General features: G+C 39.7%; 18 protein-coding genes. 1 reads left to right on the top strand and 17 read right to left on the bottom strand.

Annotated features, from left to right (window positions below):
- Positions 1 to 194: 194 nt before the first annotated feature.
- The 15 genes from rfbD to MKY28_RS29350 form a co-directional block, all read right to left on the bottom strand.
- A complete protein-coding gene (gene rfbD / locus MKY28_RS29420; RefSeq protein WP_076254142.1) occupies positions 195 to 1,061 on the bottom strand; it encodes a dTDP-4-dehydrorhamnose reductase in 867 nt (288 codons plus the stop codon).
- Complete coding sequence (gene rfbB / locus MKY28_RS29415) at positions 1,058 to 2,083, bottom strand: dTDP-glucose 4,6-dehydratase (RefSeq protein WP_076254141.1); 1,026 nt, start codon at positions 2,081 to 2,083, stop codon at positions 1,058 to 1,060. Before rfbB ends, rfbD begins: the two co-directional genes overlap by 4 nt.
- Before the next feature lie 24 nt (positions 2,084 to 2,107).
- Positions 2,108 to 2,662, bottom strand: coding sequence for a dTDP-4-dehydrorhamnose 3,5-epimerase (gene rfbC, locus MKY28_RS29410; RefSeq protein WP_076254139.1), 555 nt, complete (start codon positions 2,660 to 2,662; stop codon positions 2,108 to 2,110).
- A gap of 18 nt (positions 2,663 to 2,680) precedes the next feature.
- On the bottom strand, positions 2,681 to 3,424 hold the full coding sequence (locus MKY28_RS29405) for a sugar phosphate nucleotidyltransferase (protein ID WP_076254137.1): 744 nt from the start codon (positions 3,422 to 3,424) through the stop codon (positions 2,681 to 2,683).
- Between the two features lie 18 nt (positions 3,425 to 3,442).
- Entirely contained in the window at positions 3,443 to 4,570 is a 1,128-nt protein-coding gene (rffA, locus tag MKY28_RS29400; protein ID WP_076254135.1) for a dTDP-4-amino-4,6-dideoxygalactose transaminase, read from the bottom strand.
- A 40-nt stretch (positions 4,571 to 4,610) separates the two neighbouring features.
- Positions 4,611 to 4,940 (bottom strand): EamA family transporter, encoded by a 330-nt coding sequence (locus MKY28_RS29395; protein WP_076254133.1) that lies wholly within the window; start codon positions 4,938 to 4,940, stop codon positions 4,611 to 4,613.
- The gene (locus MKY28_RS29390; protein ID WP_076254131.1) at positions 4,937 to 5,302 is read right to left on the bottom strand and encodes a DMT family transporter; all 366 of its coding nucleotides are present in this window, start codon (positions 5,300 to 5,302) and stop codon (positions 4,937 to 4,939) included. Before MKY28_RS29390 ends, MKY28_RS29395 begins: the two co-directional genes overlap by 4 nt.
- The gene (locus tag MKY28_RS29385) at positions 5,292 to 5,993 is read right to left on the bottom strand and encodes a WbqC family protein (RefSeq protein ID WP_076254130.1); all 702 of its coding nucleotides are present in this window, start codon (positions 5,991 to 5,993) and stop codon (positions 5,292 to 5,294) included. The genes MKY28_RS29390 and MKY28_RS29385 overlap by 11 nt, the downstream gene beginning before the upstream one ends.
- A gap of 99 nt (positions 5,994 to 6,092) precedes the next feature.
- Positions 6,093 to 7,028, bottom strand: coding sequence for a glycosyltransferase family 2 protein (locus MKY28_RS29380; protein WP_076254128.1), 936 nt, complete (start codon positions 7,026 to 7,028; stop codon positions 6,093 to 6,095).
- Between the two features lie 21 nt (positions 7,029 to 7,049).
- On the bottom strand, positions 7,050 to 8,816 hold the full coding sequence (locus MKY28_RS29375; RefSeq protein WP_076254126.1) for a hypothetical protein: 1,767 nt from the start codon (positions 8,814 to 8,816) through the stop codon (positions 7,050 to 7,052).
- Positions 8,809 to 10,185 carry a mannose-1-phosphate guanylyltransferase/mannose-6-phosphate isomerase gene (locus tag MKY28_RS29370; protein WP_076254124.1) on the bottom strand — a complete coding sequence of 459 codons (1,377 nt, stop codon included), beginning with the start codon at positions 10,183 to 10,185 and terminating at the stop codon, positions 8,809 to 8,811. Before MKY28_RS29370 ends, MKY28_RS29375 begins: the two co-directional genes overlap by 8 nt.
- A gap of 11 nt (positions 10,186 to 10,196) precedes the next feature.
- Complete coding sequence (locus MKY28_RS29365) at positions 10,197 to 13,460, bottom strand: glycosyltransferase (protein WP_076254122.1); 3,264 nt, start codon at positions 13,458 to 13,460, stop codon at positions 10,197 to 10,199.
- Positions 13,461 to 13,472: 12 nt separating this feature from the next.
- Positions 13,473 to 14,354, bottom strand: coding sequence for a class I SAM-dependent methyltransferase (locus MKY28_RS29360; protein WP_076254120.1), 882 nt, complete (start codon positions 14,352 to 14,354; stop codon positions 13,473 to 13,475).
- A gap of 15 nt (positions 14,355 to 14,369) precedes the next feature.
- A complete protein-coding gene (locus MKY28_RS29355; protein ID WP_076254118.1) occupies positions 14,370 to 15,653 on the bottom strand; it encodes an ABC transporter ATP-binding protein in 1,284 nt (427 codons plus the stop codon).
- Between the two features lie 19 nt (positions 15,654 to 15,672).
- Positions 15,673 to 16,467 carry an ABC transporter permease gene (locus MKY28_RS29350; RefSeq protein WP_076254116.1) on the bottom strand — a complete coding sequence of 265 codons (795 nt, stop codon included), beginning with the start codon at positions 16,465 to 16,467 and terminating at the stop codon, positions 15,673 to 15,675.
- Between the two features lie 108 nt (positions 16,468 to 16,575).
- Between MKY28_RS29350 and MKY28_RS29345 the strand changes: the two genes are divergently transcribed.
- Positions 16,576 to 19,041, top strand: a complete 2,466-nt coding sequence (locus MKY28_RS29345; RefSeq protein WP_340937739.1) for an O-antigen ligase family protein — start codon at positions 16,576 to 16,578, stop codon at positions 19,039 to 19,041.
- Positions 19,042 to 19,140: 99 nt separating this feature from the next.
- Here MKY28_RS29345 and galU read toward each other — a convergent pair whose 3' ends face one another.
- Positions 19,141 to 20,019: a UTP--glucose-1-phosphate uridylyltransferase GalU gene (galU, locus tag MKY28_RS29340; protein ID WP_076254112.1), complete on the bottom strand. Its 879-nt coding sequence runs from the start codon at positions 20,017 to 20,019 to the stop codon at positions 19,141 to 19,143.
- Between the two features lie 256 nt (positions 20,020 to 20,275).
- Positions 20,276 to 23,926, bottom strand: coding sequence for a DEAD/DEAH box helicase (locus tag MKY28_RS29335; RefSeq protein ID WP_340937738.1), 3,651 nt, complete (start codon positions 23,924 to 23,926; stop codon positions 20,276 to 20,278).
- Position 23,927: the final 1 nt, after the last annotated feature.

Raw genomic sequence — 23,927 nt, 5'->3', positions numbered from 1 at the left:
AAACCATTTTACTCAGTGCCAGACTTGGTGTGTAAGATAACTACTATAGAAAGTTCTTTCACTACACTCCATTTTGTTTGGTGACTAAACTATAGATTACGGTAGCTATTTATTAATATCCTCCCATACTTTAACCTCTTCGGAAAAAGCATGGAGGATCTACTAAAACAAAGTACCAACTAAATATGATGGATTTAATCTTTTAATTTTGAAATCAAAAAACTTTTCAATCCTTCACGCCAAGGACGCAAATCGTTAAAACTGTTAGTCCGAATAGACAAATGGTCTATCACTGAGTTGCGTGGGCGTGGTGCCGGACGCGGAAAATTTTCGGTTGTACATGGCTCTAATTTTGCTTGAATGCAGATCCCCGCTACAGCTTGCGCTTCCTCAAAAATTGCTTGCGCGAACTCATACCAAGTGCAGGCCCCGCTGTTGGATGCATGATATACACCATACTTCTCCGTCACCATGAGCTCAAGTAGTACCCCAACCAAATCCACGGTATACGTTGGTGATCCTTTTTGGTCATCGACTACTTGCAGTTTGGGCTTTTCTTGACCAAGCTTCAGCATCGTTTCGACAAAATTATTGCCATGAAGTCCGTATACCCAGGATGTCCGCACAATAAACCATCTTGACGACAACGTCTGTACCAGTAATTCTCCAGCTCGCTTGGACTTCCCATATACGCTTTGTGGGTTGGTATTGTCATACTCCTGATAAGGCTTATTCGAACTACCGTCAAAGACATAGTCTGTACTGATGTAGATGAGCTTCGCTCCTACCTTTTCTGACGCTACGGCAACATTGCGGGTTCCCACCGCATTCACCGTATAAGCTCTATCTGTATCTGTTTCAGCAGCATCAACAGCTGTAAAAGCAGCACAATGGATGACCACCTCTGGTCCATATGAAACGATGACGTCATTAACCTTTGATTGATCAGTAATATCCATCTGATCACGGTTGCATGCTAGAACGGAATGTCCCTCCTTTTCCAAAAGCAGCACTACATCCCGTCCTAGTTGTCCGCTAGCCCCTGTAACTAGTACCTTCATTGCTTCGCATCTCCCAAGCGAGAGCCGTATTGTTTGGAGTAATACTGTTGGTAAACACCCGATTGTATCCGCATCCACCACTCTTTGTTGTCCAGATACCATTGAATGGTCTCCTTGATACCTGTCTCAAACGTGTGCTTCGGCTTCCAGCCGAGCTCGGACATCATTTTGGTCGGATCGATGCCATATCTGCGGTCATGTCCAGGACGATCCTGTACATATTTAATCAAAGACTCTGGTTTGCCAAGCTGCTCCAGAATGGTTTTTACAATGTGCACATTGGTCCTCTCGTTATTGCCGCCAATATTGTACACCTCACCATCCCGTCCCTGGTGGATAACCAGATCGATAGCACTACAATGATCTTCAACATAGAGCCAATCCCGAATATTCAAGCCGTCTCCATATACAGGCAAGGCCTCATCTGCCAAGGCACGGGATATCATCAGCGGTATCAACTTTTCAGGAAACTGGTAAGGACCATAGTTGTTGGAACAGCGAGTTATGTTCACTGGCAGCTCAAAGGTTTCATGATACGCTCTTACAAGTAGGTCTCCACCTGCTTTGGACGCCGAATACGGACTGTTAGGCTGCAGCGGCGTCTCCTCCTTAAACAAACCTGTAGGACCGAGCGAACCGTAGACCTCATCCGTTGATACCTGGACAAACTTGGTGACGTTATGTTTTTTGGCTGCTTCTAGCAGTGCTAGGGTACCATTCACATTGGTCCGCACAAACACATCTGGTTCCAGAATGCTTCGATCCACATGTGATTCCGCAGCAAAGTTAACAACTACATCTATGCCTTGACCGATCAGGAGATCCATCTTGACAGTATCTGTAATGTCAGCTTTGATAAAGGTATGCCGCGTATTACCCTCGAGTTTCTTCAGGTTTTCTAGATTTCCTGCATACGTCAAGGCGTCCACATTGATAATTTCATAATCCGGGTGCCTCTGCAGCATATACATCACAAAATTGCTTCCAATAAATCCGGCACCGCCGGTAACGAACAGCTTCATAACATCGAAACCTCCTGTATCTCACTATCCAAAATTAAAGTTGATCTCTGCATCATGCAAAATCGGGTGTTTCTCGTCCTTCACCGATAAAATAGGATTGGAAATAGGCCAATCTATTCCAAGTGCCGGATCATTCCATAATATGCCACGGTCATCTTCCGGGGAATAGTATTCGTCCACTTTGTACAAGACTTGGGTGTTTGGTACGAGAGTACAAAATCCATGAGCAAAGCCCTTTGGTACAAGTAACTGTCGATAGTTATGCTCACTTAGAATAAACCCTTCCCACTGTCCAAATGTTGGCGAACCTCTACGAATATCTACAATTACATCATAGATTCCTCCAGAAATGACTCGAATGAGCTTCGTCTGTGCTTTGGGGTTTAGCTGATAGTGCAAACCGCGTAATACGCCAGCCTGTGCGGACAAGGATTGGTTATCTTGCACAAAGTGGTAGTTGAGTCCATGCTGCTGCATGTGCTGATCATTATAACTTTCCATAAAAAAACCACGATGATCCCCGTGAACCATCGGTTCCAGTAGACTGGCTCCTTGCAGCTTCAAAGGAGTTACTTTCATGAGCAGGTTCCCCCTGACTTAAATTTTCAGTTTACCAAACTCTTCGCTAAAAATTAGATCTTGGGCAAGTTCATTGGCTTTAGCCAGTGATGCATGCGTACCTGCATCTGTCCACCAACCTTGAAGGACATCGTATGTAAGCTGCCCTTTTTCAATATATGCATTATTAACATCTGTGATCTCCAATTCACCTCTTCCAGATGGTTTTAATGTCTTTATAATGTCAAACACATTGTGATCAAACATATATATCCCTGTTACAGCAAAATTACTTTTGGGTTTTTCGGGTTTTTCTTCGATAGATAAAATACGATCTTCCTGGATTTCAGGTACTCCAAATCGATTTGGATCATTAACCTCCTGTATGAGAATTTTAGCACCGTTAGCTTGAGCTTTAAAATTTTCAACAAAGGGTCCTATATCATCCGCAAATACATTGTCACCTAGAATGACAACCATTTTTTCACTCGCTACAAATTGTTTAGCCAGATTCAAAGCCTGAGCGATTCCTCCAGCTTCATCCTGTACTTTGTAAGTAAAAGAAACATTCATCTCGCTACCACTGCCCAGTAGATTAACTACATCTCCCATATGTTCTTTACCCGTGACGATGAGTATATCTTCTATCCCTGCCAATTTAAGTTTATAAACAGAATGAAAAATCATAGGGTATTTACCGACGGGGAGTAAGTGCTTATTGGTTACTTTAGTTAAGGGGTACAAGCGAGAACCAGTACCACCTGCAAGAATTATACCCTTCATTTTAAAAACACCCTTCTATTAATGGTAAAAATTATATATTGCTTCAATAACTTTACCAATATTATTGTCATCTATATTATAATACATTGGAAGTCTTAGGATTTTGTCGCTTTCTGAAGTTGTAAATTTATCCACTCCATGAAACCTGCCAAATTGTAAGCCACCAGCTGATGAGTGTAACGGAATGTAATGAAAAACGCTTTGAATTTCTTTACTTTTTAAAAATTGAATTAATCGTGTTCTTTCCTCCAGCGATTTACACTTGATATAAAACATATGGGCATTATGTTCACATTCAACGGGGATAAAAGGAAGTTTGATTAATTCCTCCTGTTGTAATTGCTCTAAGCCAGTGTAATATTTAGTCCAGCTCTCTTTGCGACTGTCATTAATAACGTCCGCCATTTGCAATTGAGCGTACAAAAACGCAGCATTTATTTCGCTGGGTAAATAGGAAGACCCTATATCTACCCAAGTATATTTATCTACTTGACCTCTAAAAAAAAGGGAACGGTCTGTTCCTTTTTCTCTGATTATTTCTGCTCGTTCCACGAACGATGAATCATTCACAAGTAAGGCCCCGCCTTCCCCGCAATTGTAGTTCTTGGTCTCATGAAAACTATAACAACCCAAATGCCCAATACTACCTAGGTACCTGCCCTTGTATCGACTCATAACCCCTTGTGCTGCATCTTCAATAACAAGCAGGTTATACTTCTTTGCTATCTCCATAATCGTGTCCATTTCACAAGACACTCCTGCATAATGAACGGGAACTATAGCTTTAGTTCGTGTAGTTATCGCAGCCTCGATCAATGTTTCATCAATATTCATCGTATCTGGACGAATATCGACAAACACAATGTTTGCACCCCTTAAAGCAAAAGCATTAGCTGTTGAAACAAATGTATAAGAAGGAAGAATCACTTCATCTCCTTCTTTAATATCAGCTAATATAGCCGCCATCTCCAGGGCATGGGTACAAGAAGTTGTCAACAATGTTTTAATCGTATCGAATTTAGATGCCATCCATTGGCTGCTTAATTTGGTGAACTCTCCATCCCCAGAAAACCGGCGATTTTCAACAACTCTCTGGATATACTCTTGTTCTTTACCAGTAACTCCAGGTACATTAAATAGTATCATGAGAAAAAAAGCCCCTATCGTTTAAATTCATCAAACAACCTCATAAATTAAATATAATTACCCCGGCAATAATGAAGAAACTTGCAATAATCTTTTGTTTAGTAAACCTCTCTTTTAAGAAAATATATGAAAATAGCAGAGTACCCACATAGTTAAGTGCAATGATTATAGTGAAATTTTTCAAAGCTATGAATTTCAACAAATATACCGACAACACGGTCGATATCAAGAAGAGCATATACCCCGCCACTATAGGAAGATTAATAGACACTATAGCCTTATTCTTCTTTCCTTTTACTGCACCTACCTTCAGCAAAATTTGAGCAAAGCTGTTGATTAAAATCAATAAGGCACTAACCAATAGAATCATGATTTTTCGCTCTTTATATTTAGGATAATGATGCCTGTCATAATAGTAAGCACTCCGATTATATTATTAAAAGTAACTTCTTCATGAAACAAAAAATAGCTAAAGGCAACAATAATAATATTGTTTAGTGCAGTTAATGGATATGCAAAGGACAGGTCTAGATCCTTTAATGTACGCTGCCAAAAAATGGCTTGAAAAAACAAGCAAGCTACAGACAATATATAATAACTATTTGTAAAAACCAGTAACACATGACCTTCTCCCACAGTATCTGCTGCAAACTTTGAAAAAAGGGAAGCAGTAGATTGAAAAATTATGCTTAATAAAAGGAAAAGATAGCTTTTTCTTATTTCAAATTTCATTTTCTCTCCAGCCCCAAATATAATAGGAAGCATCCGATCCAGTCTGGAATAACAAATCAAAAATCGTGACATAGTGATCAAAAGGAGGGTGAAATTGATTGTATTCTGGATAATGGTTGTAATCCTTATATACTAACTCAATCCCTTCTTCTTCAAAACGAGCATCGTCAATATAGTCCTTGGCAGCGGGCCCTGAAACGTAAAGATCCGTTTCAGATTTGTGGAGCAGTTCCATTAATCTGTCTAATTTTTTCCCTTCACTTCTAAACTCCCTTGAATCCTTAAACGTTGTTGAAACACCTAATATATCTTTAGAAATATATCGAATTAAATATTGATTGAGCTCGGATAGACTGCTCCATTTTTGTTCCAAATAAACATGCTCAAGAAAATCTTTATACAATTTAAAATACGGCGCTTTTGAATACAACGCACTTATCGTTTTATAGTGCTTTACATTCCAATTCGAATTAGGCAACATCACTTCACAGATCAAGGAATCATTCGAATTATTCACGGGGATTGTAAGCCACTGAGCACCCGTCGTGCTTTTGACTTTATTGCGATTTCTCCAATCGTTTTTTGTATACTGAACATCGTCATAGAAGATGAATGTATCCACATCATTAATGATATCGAAATAGCCTTTCCACGGTAAATAATTCGATTGAAGCACAGCTACTTTGTTCATAATTCATCCTCACTTATTTTTATACTTAAAACATTCACGCCCACTTATCCCCATTTACACCAATCCCATATATTTGGATAAACAATCCTTTAATTCCAATCACGTTTTGCTTCCCTGTTCATATACTTTTCTAACAACAGAGACTGGCCGATCTTTAGTCTCATTGAAAATTTTGGATACATAGACCCCTACTACTCCTACGGAAAAAATAATAAGACCACTCATTAACCATATAGAAACCATAACACTAGTCCATCCACCTATCACCGATTGGAAAAACACCTTTCGGAACACTAAAAATATAGCATAGACGAACGAGAAAAAAGCAATTAAAGAACCACTTGCCATAATAAGCAGAAGAGGCCTGCTGCTAAAAGAAGTAACCCCATCCATCATGAGTGTCAACTTCCTAATTAAATTATAGGAACTTGAGCCTTTGTAAGTCTTTTTTATGGCATAAGACTTCTGTCTGTACCCTACTTTTTCAAACATCGCTGCCAAGAAAACGTTTTGATCTTTGAACTCCAATAGACTACTCACATAACGTTTAGTCATTATACGAATCGTACAAGGGTTTTTAGGGATTTTTTCATCCGAAATCGAATTAAAGAACTTATAAAACAAATCCCCAGCGATCCTTCTATAGAAGGTCCCTTCTCTTTCGCGCTGTACCCCGTAAATAACATCGTATTCTCCGTTACCCCGTAACCATTCATTATAAAACAATTCCAGATTCTCGGGTTCCTCTTCTAGGTCACAATCCAACAAAAATATCAAATCACCTCTAGCATAAGAAAGTCCACTTAAAATGGCCTTATGATGACCAAAATTTTTAGATAAATCTATTACTTTCACACAAGGATCCTGTTGTTGAATTTTTACTGCTACATCTAGTGAGTTATCCGGAGAACCATCATTTACCATGATAATTTCATGGGACAATCCAAGTTTAGTGATATTTCCTTTTATTCTTGAATAAAATTCAGGAAGATAGGCGGCGGAACGGTACATTGTAGTAACAATAGATATTTTCATTTAGGATACTCCTTTTAAACACTATCGAGGTGTTATATTTGTAACCAATACCCCGAGTTCCCTTATGTCATTATTGATTCCTGACTTTTGGGGAGTAAATGAGGAATTTAATTTAATTTTTATAGAATTGGATTCAACGTTTGGTTTAAGCGGCAACTTTATACTAAAGCTTCCTTCATCCATTGCTTGCTCTAAAGTGAGTTGTCCGTCAATAAGAATGGACATTTTCACATTATTCTGCTCAGGAGGAATATAACCAGATATGGTAGCTTCACTAAATGTAGTTATACTATCCCGTCTAACAAGGAACTCGAACTCCTTTTTAGTCCATCTTACACCATTCTCTTCCTCATACCATCCCGATTTAGGGGTTAGATATTCATTAAAGAAATTCACTTTATTATTCTCCGAAAAAATATTCAAATGATTCTTTTCTAATAACCTAAACCCATTAATTACAGCCTCTATATTAGGGTTTTGGAACAAACTCAACTCATCATTACTAGAATTACTATAGTTAAGTGCGATTTGTTGTAAGTTTTCAAAATATATCTTTCTATAGGGGGAAGTTTTCCACTCAATGATATTAGTAAATAAATAAGCAATGAACACTACCGCAACCAACATTAGATTTATGATTTTCTTTACGTTCCATCTTGATAAACTTCTATTTGTCGACATAGTAGCAGACATCCATAACAACCCAATTATTCCATATTGAGTATCAGTTGTGTATCTTGATGAGACACCATAATCTAATCCATAATTAAAGCGAGCAACTAGTATCAAAACAAATATGATGAAAGAATATACTATAAGTAAAAAAGGCACTATTGTACGTTCATAGATCTTATTTTTGAAAAAACAATAAATATAGTAAACATATGCAACAAATAAAGAAAAACCAAAAAAAATCATAAAGTTAATACTTAAATATTTTTCATATATGCTCACTCCGATTACGCTAGAAGCAATCGAGACGAAGATGAATTTAGTAGCATCTATAGGATGGCTTAATATATTTAGCGCCTTATCTAATATAGATGTATTTTGCGACACATGATTTCCATCATAAATTCCATAGAAATAAAAGGCATATAATAGGATGCAATAAAGAGTAAGCCCCCCTAAAAACAACCACTTCCTTTTGTCGTAAAGTTTATGCTCAGAAATCTGAATAACTGCAAAAGTTATAACCAAACTCAAAATCAAAGCAGGACTATATCCTGCCCCAAACACCAGAATTGCAAAAAAGATAAAAATTAATAATACAGTTAAAGATTTATTATTGTATTTTTTTAAATACTGATCAAATGAAATCATAACCATTAGAAAAAATAACATTCTTAACATTATACTCATTCCAATGCTTAGAACAATATTTTCCCACTGAATCAAGCTAAAGATAAGACATATGATTACAGAAAAAGTTATGTCTGTTCTCATCGTTCTTTCGACACTTGAACTTGTATAAATTCTATAAAAAATAAATGCTGTAATTAGCAAACACACAGCACCCAAGTATATTTCATACATGGTATTAGAATTAAAAAAGATAGCGTTCATTAGCGAAATAATGTTATACCCAAGAATCCGATGTTCCAAGTGTGCACGCCATAGATCATTGAAAGTTAGAGTTCCTGAGAAAAACTCATCTAGGATGGGTATTTGATCAAATTGATCTTGAAAAAAAATATTAGCTGAAGACTTATATGCGTATAACAAATATAAAATAAATTGTATAGATATAACTGTAAAAATTAGATAATTCCCTGTTTTTTTATTCAAAGTTAACTCGTTCTCCTTCCAACCTTATAACATCATCTTCCCCAATATACTCCCCTACTTGAACCTCAATTAAATGTAAATCGATCTTCCCTGGATTCTCGACCGTATGCTCATCGCCCATATGAATGAAGGTAGATTCATTTCTTCGAAGCAGGGACTGTTCCCCATTCACTGTAATTAAAGCAGTCCCGCTTACAACAATCCAATGCTCATTACGGTGGAAATGTTTTTGGACGCTAAGCTTTTCCCCTGGCTTCACCACCACTTTTTTAATCTTATAGTTCGGTGAAATGTCTAACTCCGTATGATTTCCCCACGGTCTGTATGCAGTAACATGATTATCGCAAAGATTAGATTTTCTCCGTTTCAGTTCAGTAACGATTTCTTTTACTTTTTGAGAAGACCCTTGTTTGGATATCATTAATGCATCAGGCGTATCTACAATCATAAGATCTTCCACATCGATGGTTGCAATCATCCTGTCATTTGACAGGATAAGATTACGTGAAGAATTAACACTAATATAATGATCAGCCAAAGAATTGCCTACCTCATCTTTGGGCAGTTGTTCATATAAAGCTTCGAAGCTGCCAAGATCAGACCATCCAATGTCGGAAGAGACCACTTTTACGTTTGTACTGTACTCCATAACCGCATAATCGACACTGTTAGAAGGTATGGCCTCCATCTCTTCTTTGAGTATACGAATGGTGTCGTAATGGACTCTTGCATTGTTAAAAGCCAAGAGCGTTCTATCATAAATCTCATTGGCTGAGGCCTCTAATTCCTTGAGGAATACCCCTGCTTTGAATAGAAACATTCCGCTATTCCAATAAAAGTTTCCTGATTCCAAATACCTTTCAGCAGTTAATAGATCTGGTTTTTCTTTAAAGGAAACTACATCCTGACCATCCGCTTCTATGTATCCGTAACCTGTTTCAGGATAATTCGGGTTGATCCCAAAGGTTACCATGTATCCTTCAAGAGCCAGTCCTTTGGCTGTTTCAAGACAACGATTATATTCTTGCTGATTTTGAACTACATGATCAGATGGTGTAATCAATACTAATTCATCTTCCTCTGCAGCAAAACAAGCCAAAGCTATAGCCGGCGCGGTATTCCGGCCGACTGGCTCCAGGATAAATTTATCTGCTTTCATCTCTAACTCATTAAGATGATCTAATGCCAAGAAATACTGTTCTTCGTTAGATACAATATATGTTTGATCACAAAGGGAGGCATTTCTCTCCGCGGTCATTTGAAATAAAGAGCGGTCTCCTATCATTTTATTAAATTGTTTAGGATACAAAGTTCGAGACAGCGGCCATAACCGCGTACCATTCCCTCCGCATAACACAACATTTATCATATTCGTATCTCCTAGTCTTTAAAATCGAGAGCAAGGATCTTACTAGCAGCCTCTCGCGTGAAATATTTTTCTATATATTGGACTGATGCTTGGAAATGGGCATTCCACATCGTTTCGTCTTGATACAATTGAATGACGGAATGAGCAAACTGCTGCGCATCATTGGCTATTGTCATTACTATCTCAGACTCTTCCAATCCTTCTGAACCGATTGATGTTGTAATAACAGGCACTTGATAATAAATCGCTTCGACTACTTTTCCTTTAACGCCCGCTCCATAACGTAGAGGCACAATGACAAGCTTGGACTGATTATAATATCTCTCTAGTTCTTCATCGGATACAAACCCAGTAACGATTACATCCTCAGCGGATCTTGCTTTTAAATCATCAGGAGGATTGGAACCCACAATATAAAGCTTTACATTTGGAATATACCTTTTGATGCTATCGAAAATTTCATCCAAAAACCATACGATTCCGTCATAATTCGGAGCATGGTTAAAACCGCCAACAAATAGCAAATCTTTTCTAGCATCAAAGCCCTCAATCTTTTTAGCGTAATTATAAGAATGTTCATACGGAAATAACGGAATATTTCTTACTGGTTTATTCGGGAACTCATTTTGAAGCAGTGATTGTTCATATGAACCTACTACATGAATAACATCAGCATCATTAAATAGGGAAAACTCTGTTTTCTTCCACTCTTCTGAGGATTTCATAAGATTTGTATTTCCCGTTAATTCATAATTTCTCATTTCTCTAAGAAAATGAAGATCGTGGCCGAAATAGATGATTTTCGCTGAAGTGAATTTCTTAAACGTCTCCATGTATTTTATAGAAATATGTGGACGATTAAGATAAACATAATCAATATAGGCTCCATTATTTTTAATCCATTTGTTTATATTTTTCGCATAATAGTCTCCGTATAAGACTTCTATTCCAAGTTCTTGTAAGTTCGAGGTGTAAGGCTCATGTTTAAAGAAATTATCGCCTATGAAAATCACATGGAAACCCATCGAAACAAATAACTGTAAATAGAAATACGTCGCTCTACTACCTGCATCTTTGTCATAATGCGGCACATAGTGATCCACGACTACAATGGTTTTTCTATTCCTACTTCGATCCTTGGCCCAAAAAATATGTTCAGCATTAGGAAATTGATCTCTGAGTAATTCTTCCTTCCATTTATCCATGAACTTCTCTTTATTAGTAACTTGATAACTTTTAATGCCGTTACTCGTATCTGTTCCATGCGAAATACCCTCAAAATGCACGATAACAGACTTAGGTTGCAATAACACTTTATAGCCTAGGCGCCTAACCTCAAATGCAAAATCTGTATCCTCAAAATAAGCTGGTACATATCTTTCATCGAATCCTCCGAGCTCCTGCCATATCGTGTGTCTAATCAAAATAGCAGCTCCGGAAATATAGTCCGCTTCTTTCACATAGTTGTATTCTGGTTTCTCAGGATCATCCAAACGGCCGTAATTCCAACCGCTTGCATCATTCCAAATAATTCCGCCAGCTTCCTGTAATCTCCCATCTGGATACACAAGTTTAGACCCTACCATACCAATCGAAGGTTCGGGCTCAATAAGTTCTACCAGAGAACTCAGCCAATTTGCTTGGACGTTAGTATCATTATTTAGAAAAAACACATATTTTCCACGAGCTGACTTGGCAGCATTATTACAGTTAAGCAGGAACCCTCTATTTACCCCATCTCTAACTATAGTAATATTTTTCACTATTTTCTCAATATCAATTGTCTCATCAGTGGACATGTCATCTGCTATAATCACTTCGTATGTTAGATCCGGTGTGTTTTCCAGTATAGAAGCGAGGCAAGAATACGTATACTTCCATTGATTGTAAACAGGTATAATAATAGATACCAAAGGTTTCTCAAAATGGTTGAACTCTAACTCATCGTAGTTTGTTACAGTATATAGTTGCAGTTCCGTTTGTTGGTTATTGTCATCATGACGATCAACATAGGAGTCAATTCTACTCATAAGTTGGGAAGGTTTTTCAGAATTCAAATAATATTTTATTTTTTTAAAATTTGTTTTATTTAGCTTTGAAAGCATTAATCTTGGGTTCTTCAAAGTTTTTGAAGCAAGTTTTAATAATACCTTTCTCTTTGAATTTTGTGGCACCACCCTGTCTCTCACAGAGTAATATTTACTTAAAATACGCCAGCCACGAGAGGAATAAACATTCTCTAATTTCCGTTCACTTTCGAGTAGTTGATTGATGTGGCCATCCTTATTTTTTATTTCTTGTTTAAAATCCATTATTTCCTTTTCTTTTGCTACAAGTTGAACCTCAGATTCTCCCCTTTGTTTGGTAAGCTCGTTTATTGTGTTGTCTTTTGAGGATATTTCTGAGTGTAGCGAAGAAACTTGTTGATAAACATCCTTCTGAATTTGATTAAGTTTTACATTTAATAGCTGTAGTTCTTCATCTTTTTTATTAATCTCGAATTGGACAGAAAGGACATCTTCTAGAGTGCTTGTGTCTTTTAGTACTCTTTGAGCATTTTGATATTCTCTACCTTCTCCAAAGACATAGCGTTGGAACCCTTCTTCCATTTGCTCAAAGATCTGAATATAATCCAAATTTATTCCAAAAAAGAGAAGGAACTCTTCCTTTTTTGCAAGGTGACTCAGATAGTCTGCGTACTTAGCATAAAATTCATTTATACTTCTATACAGAATAAAATCTACAGGTACCAACATTTCGAATACCCATTCATAATCTATTACAGTAAATTGTCCTTTATCAAGAGTTACATTTTCAAAAGTTAAGTCCAAGTTGGATATCCTTTGACACATCACATTAGAAAACGGAGGTTCGAGTCCAAACACTTCTTTAAACGTTGTTCCGGATTCAAAACTTTCATTATAAACAAGCGGTTGTTGAAGCACCATCAACTTGTATTGGTTCAAATAAGAAAATATCTTGTTTTTGTTACCATCTATTATTTCCTCAAACAATAAGGAATCAAGACTAGGAGAATTAATATACTCAAAGGTAATAACATTTTCTTCCAAATGCGATTCTGCTATTTTTATATCATTCATTATTAATCTTAATTTGATATAATTATCGTGAATACTGCTTATATGGGAATAAGCCTCTTTGGTCAGAGCTTTTTTTTGTGCGAATATCCCCCCCACCTTATCAATATACACAATAGTAGATGTCTGGTATTGGGGCAGCCGTTCCCTATTGAATTTAGAATATATAACTTTCATGAAACAATCCCCTCATTCTTTCGAAAATATCAGAAACGAGTTAGAGAAAAAAGGAAACATCTCATTCTGAATTATATTATCAAAGGTAATTTTTTCGTTAAATAAAAGTAACCTATCACGGTCGAAGTTCGGTGTAATTTTAAGATCACCTGGCTTTGGTAAATAGCTGTCAGAGAACACTTGAGATGGCAACTTATAATCCGGCATTGGGTAATAAAAATCATTATTAAAAAATCCAGCCTTTTTCAATAACTCTTCAATCTCTTTTTTACTGAACGTCCTAACTTCATCATTTCCCACATAATGCTCAATACCATCAAACCATTGCCCGGTATGATCCTCAGTAGCTCCAGCCCAATACTTCAGTCCATATTTATTTTCAATCGCAATAATAAGAGTCCCATTAGGACTAAGCATTGATTTTGCCTTTTTCAAAAAATCAAAATATGGGGAGGACCCCTCCCCATATTTTCCAGAATACTCTAACACTCCGATGAGTGTAATATAATCAAATTTCCTATCAAAAGGTATATCTTCAAAATTACCAACAATTACTTCTATATTTTCACGGTCCTCATATCTGTTCGCAAGAATTTCTGCTCTTTTTTTTGAAAGTTCAATAGCAGTTACTTTATTTACCTTTTCACTTAAAAGTCCAGTAATTGCTCCACATCCCGCTCCGATTTCCAGTAAAGACGCTCTTTCATTAAATGGATACCATTCAAGAAGGTTGGATCTAATTGGAGATAGATGGTATAGAATAGGCCAACTGGAATTTTCTTTAAGAACATTATGAAAGGACTTATGATTTTTAGTTATATGAAGCAGTTTATCTTCTACTTCTCCATCACTATAAAGATCTTTCCCATTATAGTAATCTAGGTTGAGTTTCAACGTTAACTCTCCTTTCTATAATCGGTCTAGTTGTATTTTAGTATTTAAGTCCGCTATTCCAACGATAGATTTCAATAAAACAACTCTAAAAAAAATAACATCATATAGTCGGTGATAAACTACCAGTTCATCATTTTCATATCCCGTACAACCGAACGATAATGTATAAGTACCACCTTGTAAATTCAGTTGATGCGAGAAAGAAACCACTACCTCATCACCCGAATTGTAATCACCTGTAAATTCTCCATTATACCACGTGTTTGTTCCAGCAATCTCCATACCTTTAATGTCCTTGATAACGAAGGCAAAAATAGGATTCGATACACTAGAGTTAAAACGAACTCTAATTCTAAATGTTGTAATTTCATCACTTTGAAAAGAATTATTCAATGTATTTAACTGATCAAACATGCCAAAATCAATAATTTCAGCTTTTTTATCACCATAGTCTATAAAATCAGGATGTATGTCCATTTCAAGTTTCCAGTTCGTACTTATCTCTTTTCTCTCTTCATTCATTTGAACCTCAGGTTGAGAAGTAGTGGTAGTTGAAGTGAAATTTTTGGTAAGAATCCTTTTGTAAATATCAACCATTTCTTTAGGAGAACCTTGATCTATAAGCTGGCCCTCATCAAGTAGGATCGCGGTGTTACAGTATCGAATCACGCTATCTAGTGAATGAGATACAAATAAAATGGTTTTCCCTTTTTCCTTAAACTCGTCAAATTTCCTGTAACATTTAGCCTGGAAGTGAATATCTCCTACAGATAGAGCCTCATCAACAATTAATATATCTGGGTCGACATTAATGGCAACAGCGAAAGCCAGTCGAGCAAACATTCCACTAGAGTAGGACTTGACAGGCTGCTTAATAAACTCGCCTATATCCGCAAAATTTAAAATATCCTCTATTTTCTCATCTACTTGCTCTTTAGAATAGCCCATTATGGTTCCATTTAAATATATATTCTCTAAGCCGGTATATTCAGGATTAAAACCTGCTCCCAGTTCTAACAACGCTGATATTTTCCCATTAACTGCAACTTTCCCACTAGAAGGCGTAAGGACTCCTGTTATAATCTTAAGCAGTGTCGATTTACCAGAACCATTCTTACCTATAATAGCAAGTGCATCTCCCTTTTTGAGTTCAAATGACACTTGATTCAACGCATTGAAATCTCGATGATAATCTTTTTTAAAAGGATTCAAGCCCTCTTTTAAACGATCAATAGGATTCTCATATATTTTATATGTCTTAGTTACGCCCTCAACTTTAATAGCAACATCTGAATTCATGCTTTTATTTTCTCCCTTATCAAAGTACGTCTGCAAAATGCGGACGAAGTTTTTTAAACATGGTTCTTCCCACTACTAATATAACTATAGTACATAACCAGAAGTAGACTGTTAGTTTTGGATGCTCCCAGAACCATGACTTATAAATAAAGGTATCTCTGTAACCCTGAATAATATAGAAGGCAGGGTTTATTTTCAAAAGAAAAGCATATTTCTGAGGAATAATATCCAGTGAATAGAATATAGGAGTTAACCAAAATCCAAACTGTAGAACTGTAGATACGATTTGTCCCATATCTTTAAAAAAGATTATCAAAGATGATGTAATCCAAGAAATCCCCAACACTAATACTGAAATACAAAAAACATAATATAACACCTGGACATTATAAACATTCGGGAAGTAACCATAGATACTAAACATTAAAAAAATAACTGCAACAAAGAACAGATGAACCCATAAGGCAGAATAAATCTTTACAATCGGTAAGAGACTCACTTTGAAAACGACCTTTTTCACCAAATAACTATTATCTGTAATAGATGTAGTCGCTCCTTGAATAGAATCTGAAATAAAAAACCACGGAATCATAGCTGAAATTAGCCATAATATAAATGGGAAATCATCAATCGGTGTTGATTTGAATCCAACTTGAAAAACAAACCAAAAAATAATGATTTGAATCATAGGTTGGATAAAGGCCCACAGTATTCCTAAAAAAGATCCGACATATCTTGTTTTAAAATCTTTCTTTGTAAGTTCAGCAACAAATCTATATTTTGTAATAAACTCATCATTCCATCTAGATAACATTCACACATGAACCTCATTTCTATAAATTTAACAGCCTTTAGAAAGTAGCGGTGTTTACATACCTATGCTAAAATAATGTCGTATCTACAAGCAAAGGAGACTTCAATCTTGTCGAATCCAGTATACGGGAAAACGAAGAAGACGTCGAACAAAGCCACGCTTGGTTCGTCTCCACTTCTAAAAAGGTCATTAACCATAGGACTTATCTTATTTTTACTCTGGTCCGCTTTTCAAGTTGCGCTATTCAATGGGCAATTGCTGCAATTTGAAGCTCCCATTTATTGGGCGGTTGCAATCACTATCCTCCTATTTATCATCTGGGTGGCCATTTACTTCAAACAAATCAAGTTAGAAACACAGCAAGATTGGCTCAAAGTGGCCGTGCTATTGATTCCACTTACCTATGTACTATCCCTCATCAATGCTGCATCGGAATATTTGGCAGTCAATATGATCCTCATCCAGTGCATTTATGCGATAATTTTTGTGATGACGATGTACCTGCTTCAAAACAACAAAATCAATCATATCATACAATCTTCTTTAATAGGAATTGCATATGTTATTGTTGGTTTTGGTTTGTTAAACTGGCTGGGAGCCTTCAGTTTCGCAGGCAAGCTGGTGGGGTGGTTTTCTGCAGGAGTTATTAACGGTGTATACAACCAAGCGATCTGGAATGATTCAAATGGACCACGACTTGCATCAGTATTTCAGTATCCTAATACATACGCCGCATTCCTGATGGCATTTTTATTTATCACCATTTTTAGTATGATCCGTTCCAAAAAAGTGTACACGCAGTTTCTACATAGTTTTATGCTTGTACCTATTATTTTGTCGCTACTGCTGACACTTTCCCGGACTGGGCTTGTCATGCTTCCGATTGTGTTCGTTATACTGTTATTATTGTTAAAACCCGCTAAACAAATTCTATGGTTTATCTATAGCGGAGTAGCCGCAATCGGCACACTGGTTGTATTGAATCCAATAAATACAGCAGGACTTGAATTGCAACTACAATTTTCCGGCTCACTCGCAGCCAAGGGTTGGATTTATCTGTTAGCAGCATCCATCATTGTGGCAATAGTAAGTTGGGTTATCCAGCGTTGGATCGCACCACAACTAGAGCATGGCATTCAATCCTGGTCAGCTCGAAAAGGCTCCAGTTTATGGATTCCACTAGGATCGGTTATTCTCACAGTTGTTGTTTCCGTGCTTCTGCTCGGTACGAGTGTGCGAAATATTTTACCTGATAGCATCAGCACACGGCTTGAAAATATCAATTTCCAACAGCACAGTGTGCTGGAGCGGATTACATTTTATAAAGATGCTACAAAGTTATTTGCAGACTACCCAGTCATTGGTGCGGGCGGTGGCGCTTGGACCGCCTTGTATGAGAAGTACCAGAACAATCCTTATATTAGCGCCCAGGCTCACAACTTCTTCATGCAATATCTGGTTGAGGTCGGGATCATAGGCTTTGTTGTTTTTATGGCATTTATTCTCTTTGTATTCTATCAATATGTGCGTGCTTATTTAAAACGGAGTGAGGAAGAACGCGAATCGCATTTTGTGTACTTCATTCTATCGATGTCCATTCTGGTATTGAGCCTTCTCGATTTCAATATGAGTTATGTCTTTATTGGAATCTTGGTATTCCTTGGACTCGGCGGTATGGCTGCTGCCATGGACCCCAAGCCGATGCGTCGATTGAAGATGAGCGACTCCACCGCACGCGGAATCTACAGTTCGATTTCGGGAGTAGCTGTAATCGTTCTGCTCATTATGTCTATTCGTTTCCTGCAAGCGAATCAATATGCCTACGAGGCTAAGGAGGTAGCTCAAACGAGCCAAGACTTCCAGATGATCAAAGCTCCACTGGAAAAAGATCTTTCGATTCGAAGCACACATTCAGACTCCTTGCTGATGCTGGCTTCCCTGTATCAACAAGGCTATGAGCAAACAAAAGATGATCAGTTCTATACAGCCTCAGCACAGTTGCTCCAGCGTGGTCTTGAAGCAGAGCCCTTTAATAAAGGTATGGTTAAGCAACTCATAAGTTTAGACGAATTGAAGGGTGAGTTTGACCAAGCGTATGCACTCCAAAAAGAATATGCGGCCAATTATGTCTGGGATATGGCTTGGTACGAAACACTGATAAGCCGTTCATTCGATCTTGGTTATCAAGCACTTGGACAAGGCGATGCAGCTAAGAAGGAATCTTATTTCACTTCAGGTCTGGAAGCCTATCAGCATGTTGTTGATGGAGTAGAACATCTACAGACCCTCCCTGAAGGACAACTTCAAGGACAGCCGTTCGAGCTGACTCCAACAATGATTCTGAACGCGGGGAAAATAAAATACATGTTAAACGATTCTGCTGGAGCAGCTACTATCCTTAAGGGTGGGATTGCAGAGGATCTGACCGATGCTACCAACCGTGAAATTGCTCGTTGGTACCTTGCCGCTCTAACGAAGGATGGGCAACAAGATCAAGCTATATATGATAAGCTTATCGCTGTCGCACCTAACGAAGCAGACGAGATTAAACAGATAGCAGAACTGAATTTCTAATAACAAAATGCACTAGTGGTCCTCTATAATTCCACACAAAAAAGGTTTGCCTTCATCAAAGGGCACACCTTTTTTGTGATCTAATTCATTAGGGATGTGTTAGTTCGACGCCACTATCTTCTTTAAATACGCCAACAAATCCTCCCTCAGATCCGGGCGTTGCATTGCGTAGTGAATCGATGTCTCAATAAAGCCCAACTTTTCACCAACATCATGACGTAACCCATCAAAATGATAAGCAAGAATTTGTCGCTGTTCATTCAATCGGGACAAGGCATCCGTTAGCTGAATTTCGCCCCCAACGCCAGCAGATTGTTGACCTAGTATCTCAAAGATATCCGGTGTAAGAATGTAACGTCCCATAATAGCAAGGTTAGACGGGGAATCTTCAGTCTTTGGTTTCTCAATTAAGCGGCGGGCCCGAAAGACACGATCATCGGTAGGGGTCAGCAACTCTCCGTCCACTATCCCATAGCGGGATACCTCGCTCCAATCAACAGGCTGTACACCTACAATCGGAGATTGCAGTTCATCGTAGACATCGATCATCTGCTTCAGGCAGGGATGTTCCGCTTCCACAATATCGTCCCCTAACAGGACGGCAAAAGGTTCGTTGCCGATAAACTTGCGGGCACACCAGATGGCGTGACCAAGTCCCTTCGGTTCCTTTTGACGGATATAATGGATATCTGCCATCTCGGAGGGTTTGCGTACTTCGTTAAGCAAGTCCCACTTCTGTTTGTCCGCCAGATTCTGCTCCAGCTCAAAAGAATAATCGAAGTGATCTTCAATGGCCCGCTTCCCTTTACCTGTCACAATAATGATATCTTCAATGCCAGAAGCTACGGCTTCTTCAATAATGTACTGGATCGTTGGCTTGTCCACGATGGGCAGCATTTCCTTAGGCATCGCCTTGGTGGCAGGCAGAAACCGGGTACCCAGCCCTGCGGCTGGAATAATCGCTTTGCGAATACGCACACGAACCCACTCCTTTTGCTAAACAAGTTGAACTAAAGATTATTTACAATGACACTACGATGACAGAACAACCTTCCGATCGCTGTTATCCCCAGATTTTTTAATTCACTTTTACAAAGGTGAAATCTGGTGATAAAGGCGAACGCTACGCTTCTCCAGCTTTTTTTGTCCTCTACGTTTCTCGTGTAAATGATTAGTTCAACTTGTATAGATTCATATATTTAATGATTCTTATTGCTACGATGCTTGGACTCCATTATACCATCAACAATTCGCGGATATCCTGTTCGGATAAGGTCGTCGATCCTCCGTCTCCCGGTTCGATCACTTCGGCAATCAAGTCCTTCTTCCGCTGCTGGAGTTCCAAAATCTTCTCTTCGATCGTACCTTCGGTAACCAGACGGATAACTTGCACGACTTGTTTCTGTCCCATGCGATGGGCTCGCCCAATGGCCTGTTCTTCCACGGCAGGATTCCACCACAGATCATATAATATAACGGTATCTGCCCCTGTTAAGTTTAATCCGGTACCTCCAGCTTTCAGGGAGATTAAGAACAGTTCAGCTTCGCCCTCATTAAATCTGTGACACATCTCAACCCGGCTCTGTGCAGGTGTCTGACCATCGAGGTAGAACAGATTCCTTCCCTGTGCCGCAAGGGTCTGACGAATCAGGTTCAACATGCTCGCAAATTGGGAGAAGATGAGGATTCGTTTCCCTGAAGCCAAACAATCTTCGACCGTTTCAAGCAACTGTTCCATTTTGCCAGAATCGCCTTGATAGCCTTCAACAAAGAGGGCCGGATGACAACACAACTGACGCAGGCGCGTGATGCCTGCCAGAATTTTGATACGATTCTTCTGGAATCCGTTATCCTCCATGTCCTTCGATGCTTCATCCTGAAGCTGGGAGAGATATGCGGCGTACAGTTTCTTCTGTTCAACCGTAAGCTCTGACCGCTGTACCGTTTCAATTCGATCAGGCAATTCTTCCAACACATCCTTCTTCAAGCGGCGCAGAATAAACGGACGCACCATCCGGGAGATCCGTTCCGGAGGAAGGTCGCGGAATCTTCTGTAACTTGGAAACAACCCAGGGAATACCGCTTCAAAAATGGACCACAATTCATCCAGCGAGTTCTCCACAGGTGTTCCTGTGAGTGCAAAACGACGCGGGGCCTGAATCTGTTTGACTGCCTGCGCTGTCTGAGAAGAAGCATTTTTGATTGCCTGAGCTTCATCCAGAATGAGCGTATGAAAGGTTCGGCCCAGGTAGGTATCCAAATCCCGTCGCAACAGAGGATACGACGTCACAATCACATCTGCCTCATCCATTCCAGAAAGCATATTGGCTCGCTCTTCTTTCTGACCGGCTGCGATCAGGACTTTCAGATGCGGGGCAAACCGTGCAAACTCATTAGCCCAGTTATAGGTTAGCGAGGCAGGCGCCACGACAAGTACCGGGGGATGAATGACCCTCGTTCGGATTGTCAGTCCATCCTGCTGCATCGTGGACCATAGGCCATCCGTATTCTCTGAATCCATCTTATCCAATGGGAGCCCAGTTTCGGAATCAATGTTGGAAGTCGCCAACGTTTCACCGCCCCGTAATGATCCGCTCTCCCGGTATTTATCACCGCCCGTATGTTCAATGTTGTACTCAGGCTTCTCCTGAAGAACCGCTGTGATATAGGCGATGCTTTGCAATGTTTTTCCAAGTCCCATATCATCCGCCAGAATGCCGCCAAAACGATAATAAGCGAGAGTACGCAGCCACTGGTATCCGCTATTCTGATAATCCCGCAAGATGGGCGTCAACGCTTTTGGTAATGCAAAATCCATCCGCTCGGGATCACGGAGATCATCGAGGAAACGTTTCAGAGAACCTCCCCATTTCACATGAGCGGAGACTTCATCCCTACCCGGCAATTGTAACGCCCGAACAGCTGGCAGCCGGATATGGCTGCTCTTGATGTCATCTTCTCCCAGCCCAAGTGAATCGGCCATGTGAGCGAAGCTATCTGCACCTTCATTTTCAAGTGAAAGAAAGACACCGCTCTTGAGACGGAAATACGGTTTCTTTTCCACAATGCGACGCATGAGTTCTTGAAGCTCCTGCTCGTCCACACCTTCCATCTCAAATGAAATCTCCAGCCAGTCCAATCCTCTTCCCAAATCTGCCCGTACTTTCGGCGGTGTTGGATAGGATTGCACCATCGCCTTCACGGCGTTTGGCATATAGATATCTACCTGTTTCTCAAGCTCAGGCAACAGATGATACATAACATCATAGATGGCATCTTCCCGTTCGCTCGCCCAGACGCTACCCTCACGTTCCAGGAAAGAACGATCGAGCCGTTCAATGAGATTCCGTTCTTTGTATCGATCACGCACCAAAATAACCTTTTTCTCTTCTTCATCTATCAAATACTCGGCAAGCGGATTAATAACCATGACCTCATAGTCGAATTCCAGACGCGCTGTAATACGTTCACGATAGAAGTCGATGTACAGCTTCGGTGAAAGTTCCGGTTCCGCGATCTGTTCACGCACCTGCGAATCAATGGACAGATGTCCGAGCGTACGCAGTTCTGGCACGACATGCTGTACGAATTCATCCACCTGCTGAGTCGAAATATCGATGCTTTCCTTGATTCCATACGACGTGAGTGCCCCACTCAAGTCCTCCAGACTTCGCATCTGCATCGGCTCCAACATATGCAACTGTCCTTCCACCACGGCGGCATCATAAGCAGGAAGAAGAATCAGCTCACGCAGTCCCGAAATTTCAAGCTGATATCCTTCATTCGCTCCCTGGGCGATCCGGTAAAATAAAGGAAGTACCCCCTCACCCAGTGTGAGTGGTCCATTGGCAAATCCTGTTCCCTCCATCCGGCTGTCAGCCTGTAGTAGTAATTCCAGCAATGGCTTCCATACGAGCGGAGCAATCAGTATATCCCGTCCGTCCGAAGCTCCCAGATAACCGGAGATGGATTGGCGATAGGCCTCCTCACTCTGTCTCATTCGAATAAGCATCGAGAGAATGGCCTGATCCTGCGGAGTGAAAACATGCATCAATGGATCATAGTGGAACAGCTTGGTAAATGACATTGGCTCGCCCTTCTCGATACAGTTCAGGAATTGCTTCACTTTCTGCACCACATACAGACGTTTGTTACCCACTTTCAATTCAAGAGCAAGTTTCCCACCACCCTTGTGAACCTGTGTCAGCTTACATATAAACTGAACCTGCAATTCTTCCCGCAGGGAGGAACGGCTGACAGGGGCAGTGTATTTACGATCATTTCCATGCAGCGGTCTCCGATCCTTGGCAAACATGGACAGAATCTGATCCGCCGTACGGTAAGAAGGTTTATCTGCCGAGCGGCCCCACCCCGAAGCTGAGCTTGGCCGACCTGCTTGGGCAAAATGAACCGGAGAACGCTCTGGAGCATCATTCAGTTGCTCTCGTTGTGAAGCGGACTGTGGTCGCTCCCATATGCTTTCTTCGACCAACGTTCCAACCCTGGACTTGGAACCTGAGCTGGAACCGGTATTGGCTCCTTGGCCTGTAGAAGGCGGAGAGGTCTTCCCCGAAGCAATCGTGGCATTACGCTCCTGCTGCTCACCCCATTCGTGAATAGCCAATAGGACAGCAGCGACATGTTTGCAATAGTCATAATGCCTGCCGTCACCCGGACAACTGCAGCCTGCCACAATCTCACCTGATCCATCTATATCCACCGTCACCTGATAACGCTCCGATCCACGTACCTGAGCTTCATAATGAAGCTGATCCTCACCGACCACCAGATTGGTCACCCTGCCAGATTGGTTATAATCTTCTCCGCGCTTGAATGCCGTGACCCCGCACAGCAATTTGATATCCATAATTGTGAATGGCGCCACG

It is taken from the genome of Paenibacillus sp. FSL R5-0473, from assembly GCF_038004565.1.
GTDB classification, from domain to species: domain Bacteria; phylum Bacillota; class Bacilli; order Paenibacillales; family Paenibacillaceae; genus Paenibacillus; species Paenibacillus amylolyticus.
The sequence above is the reverse complement of the archived record's forward strand: the minus strand, read 5'-3'. Positions and strand labels throughout refer to the sequence as shown.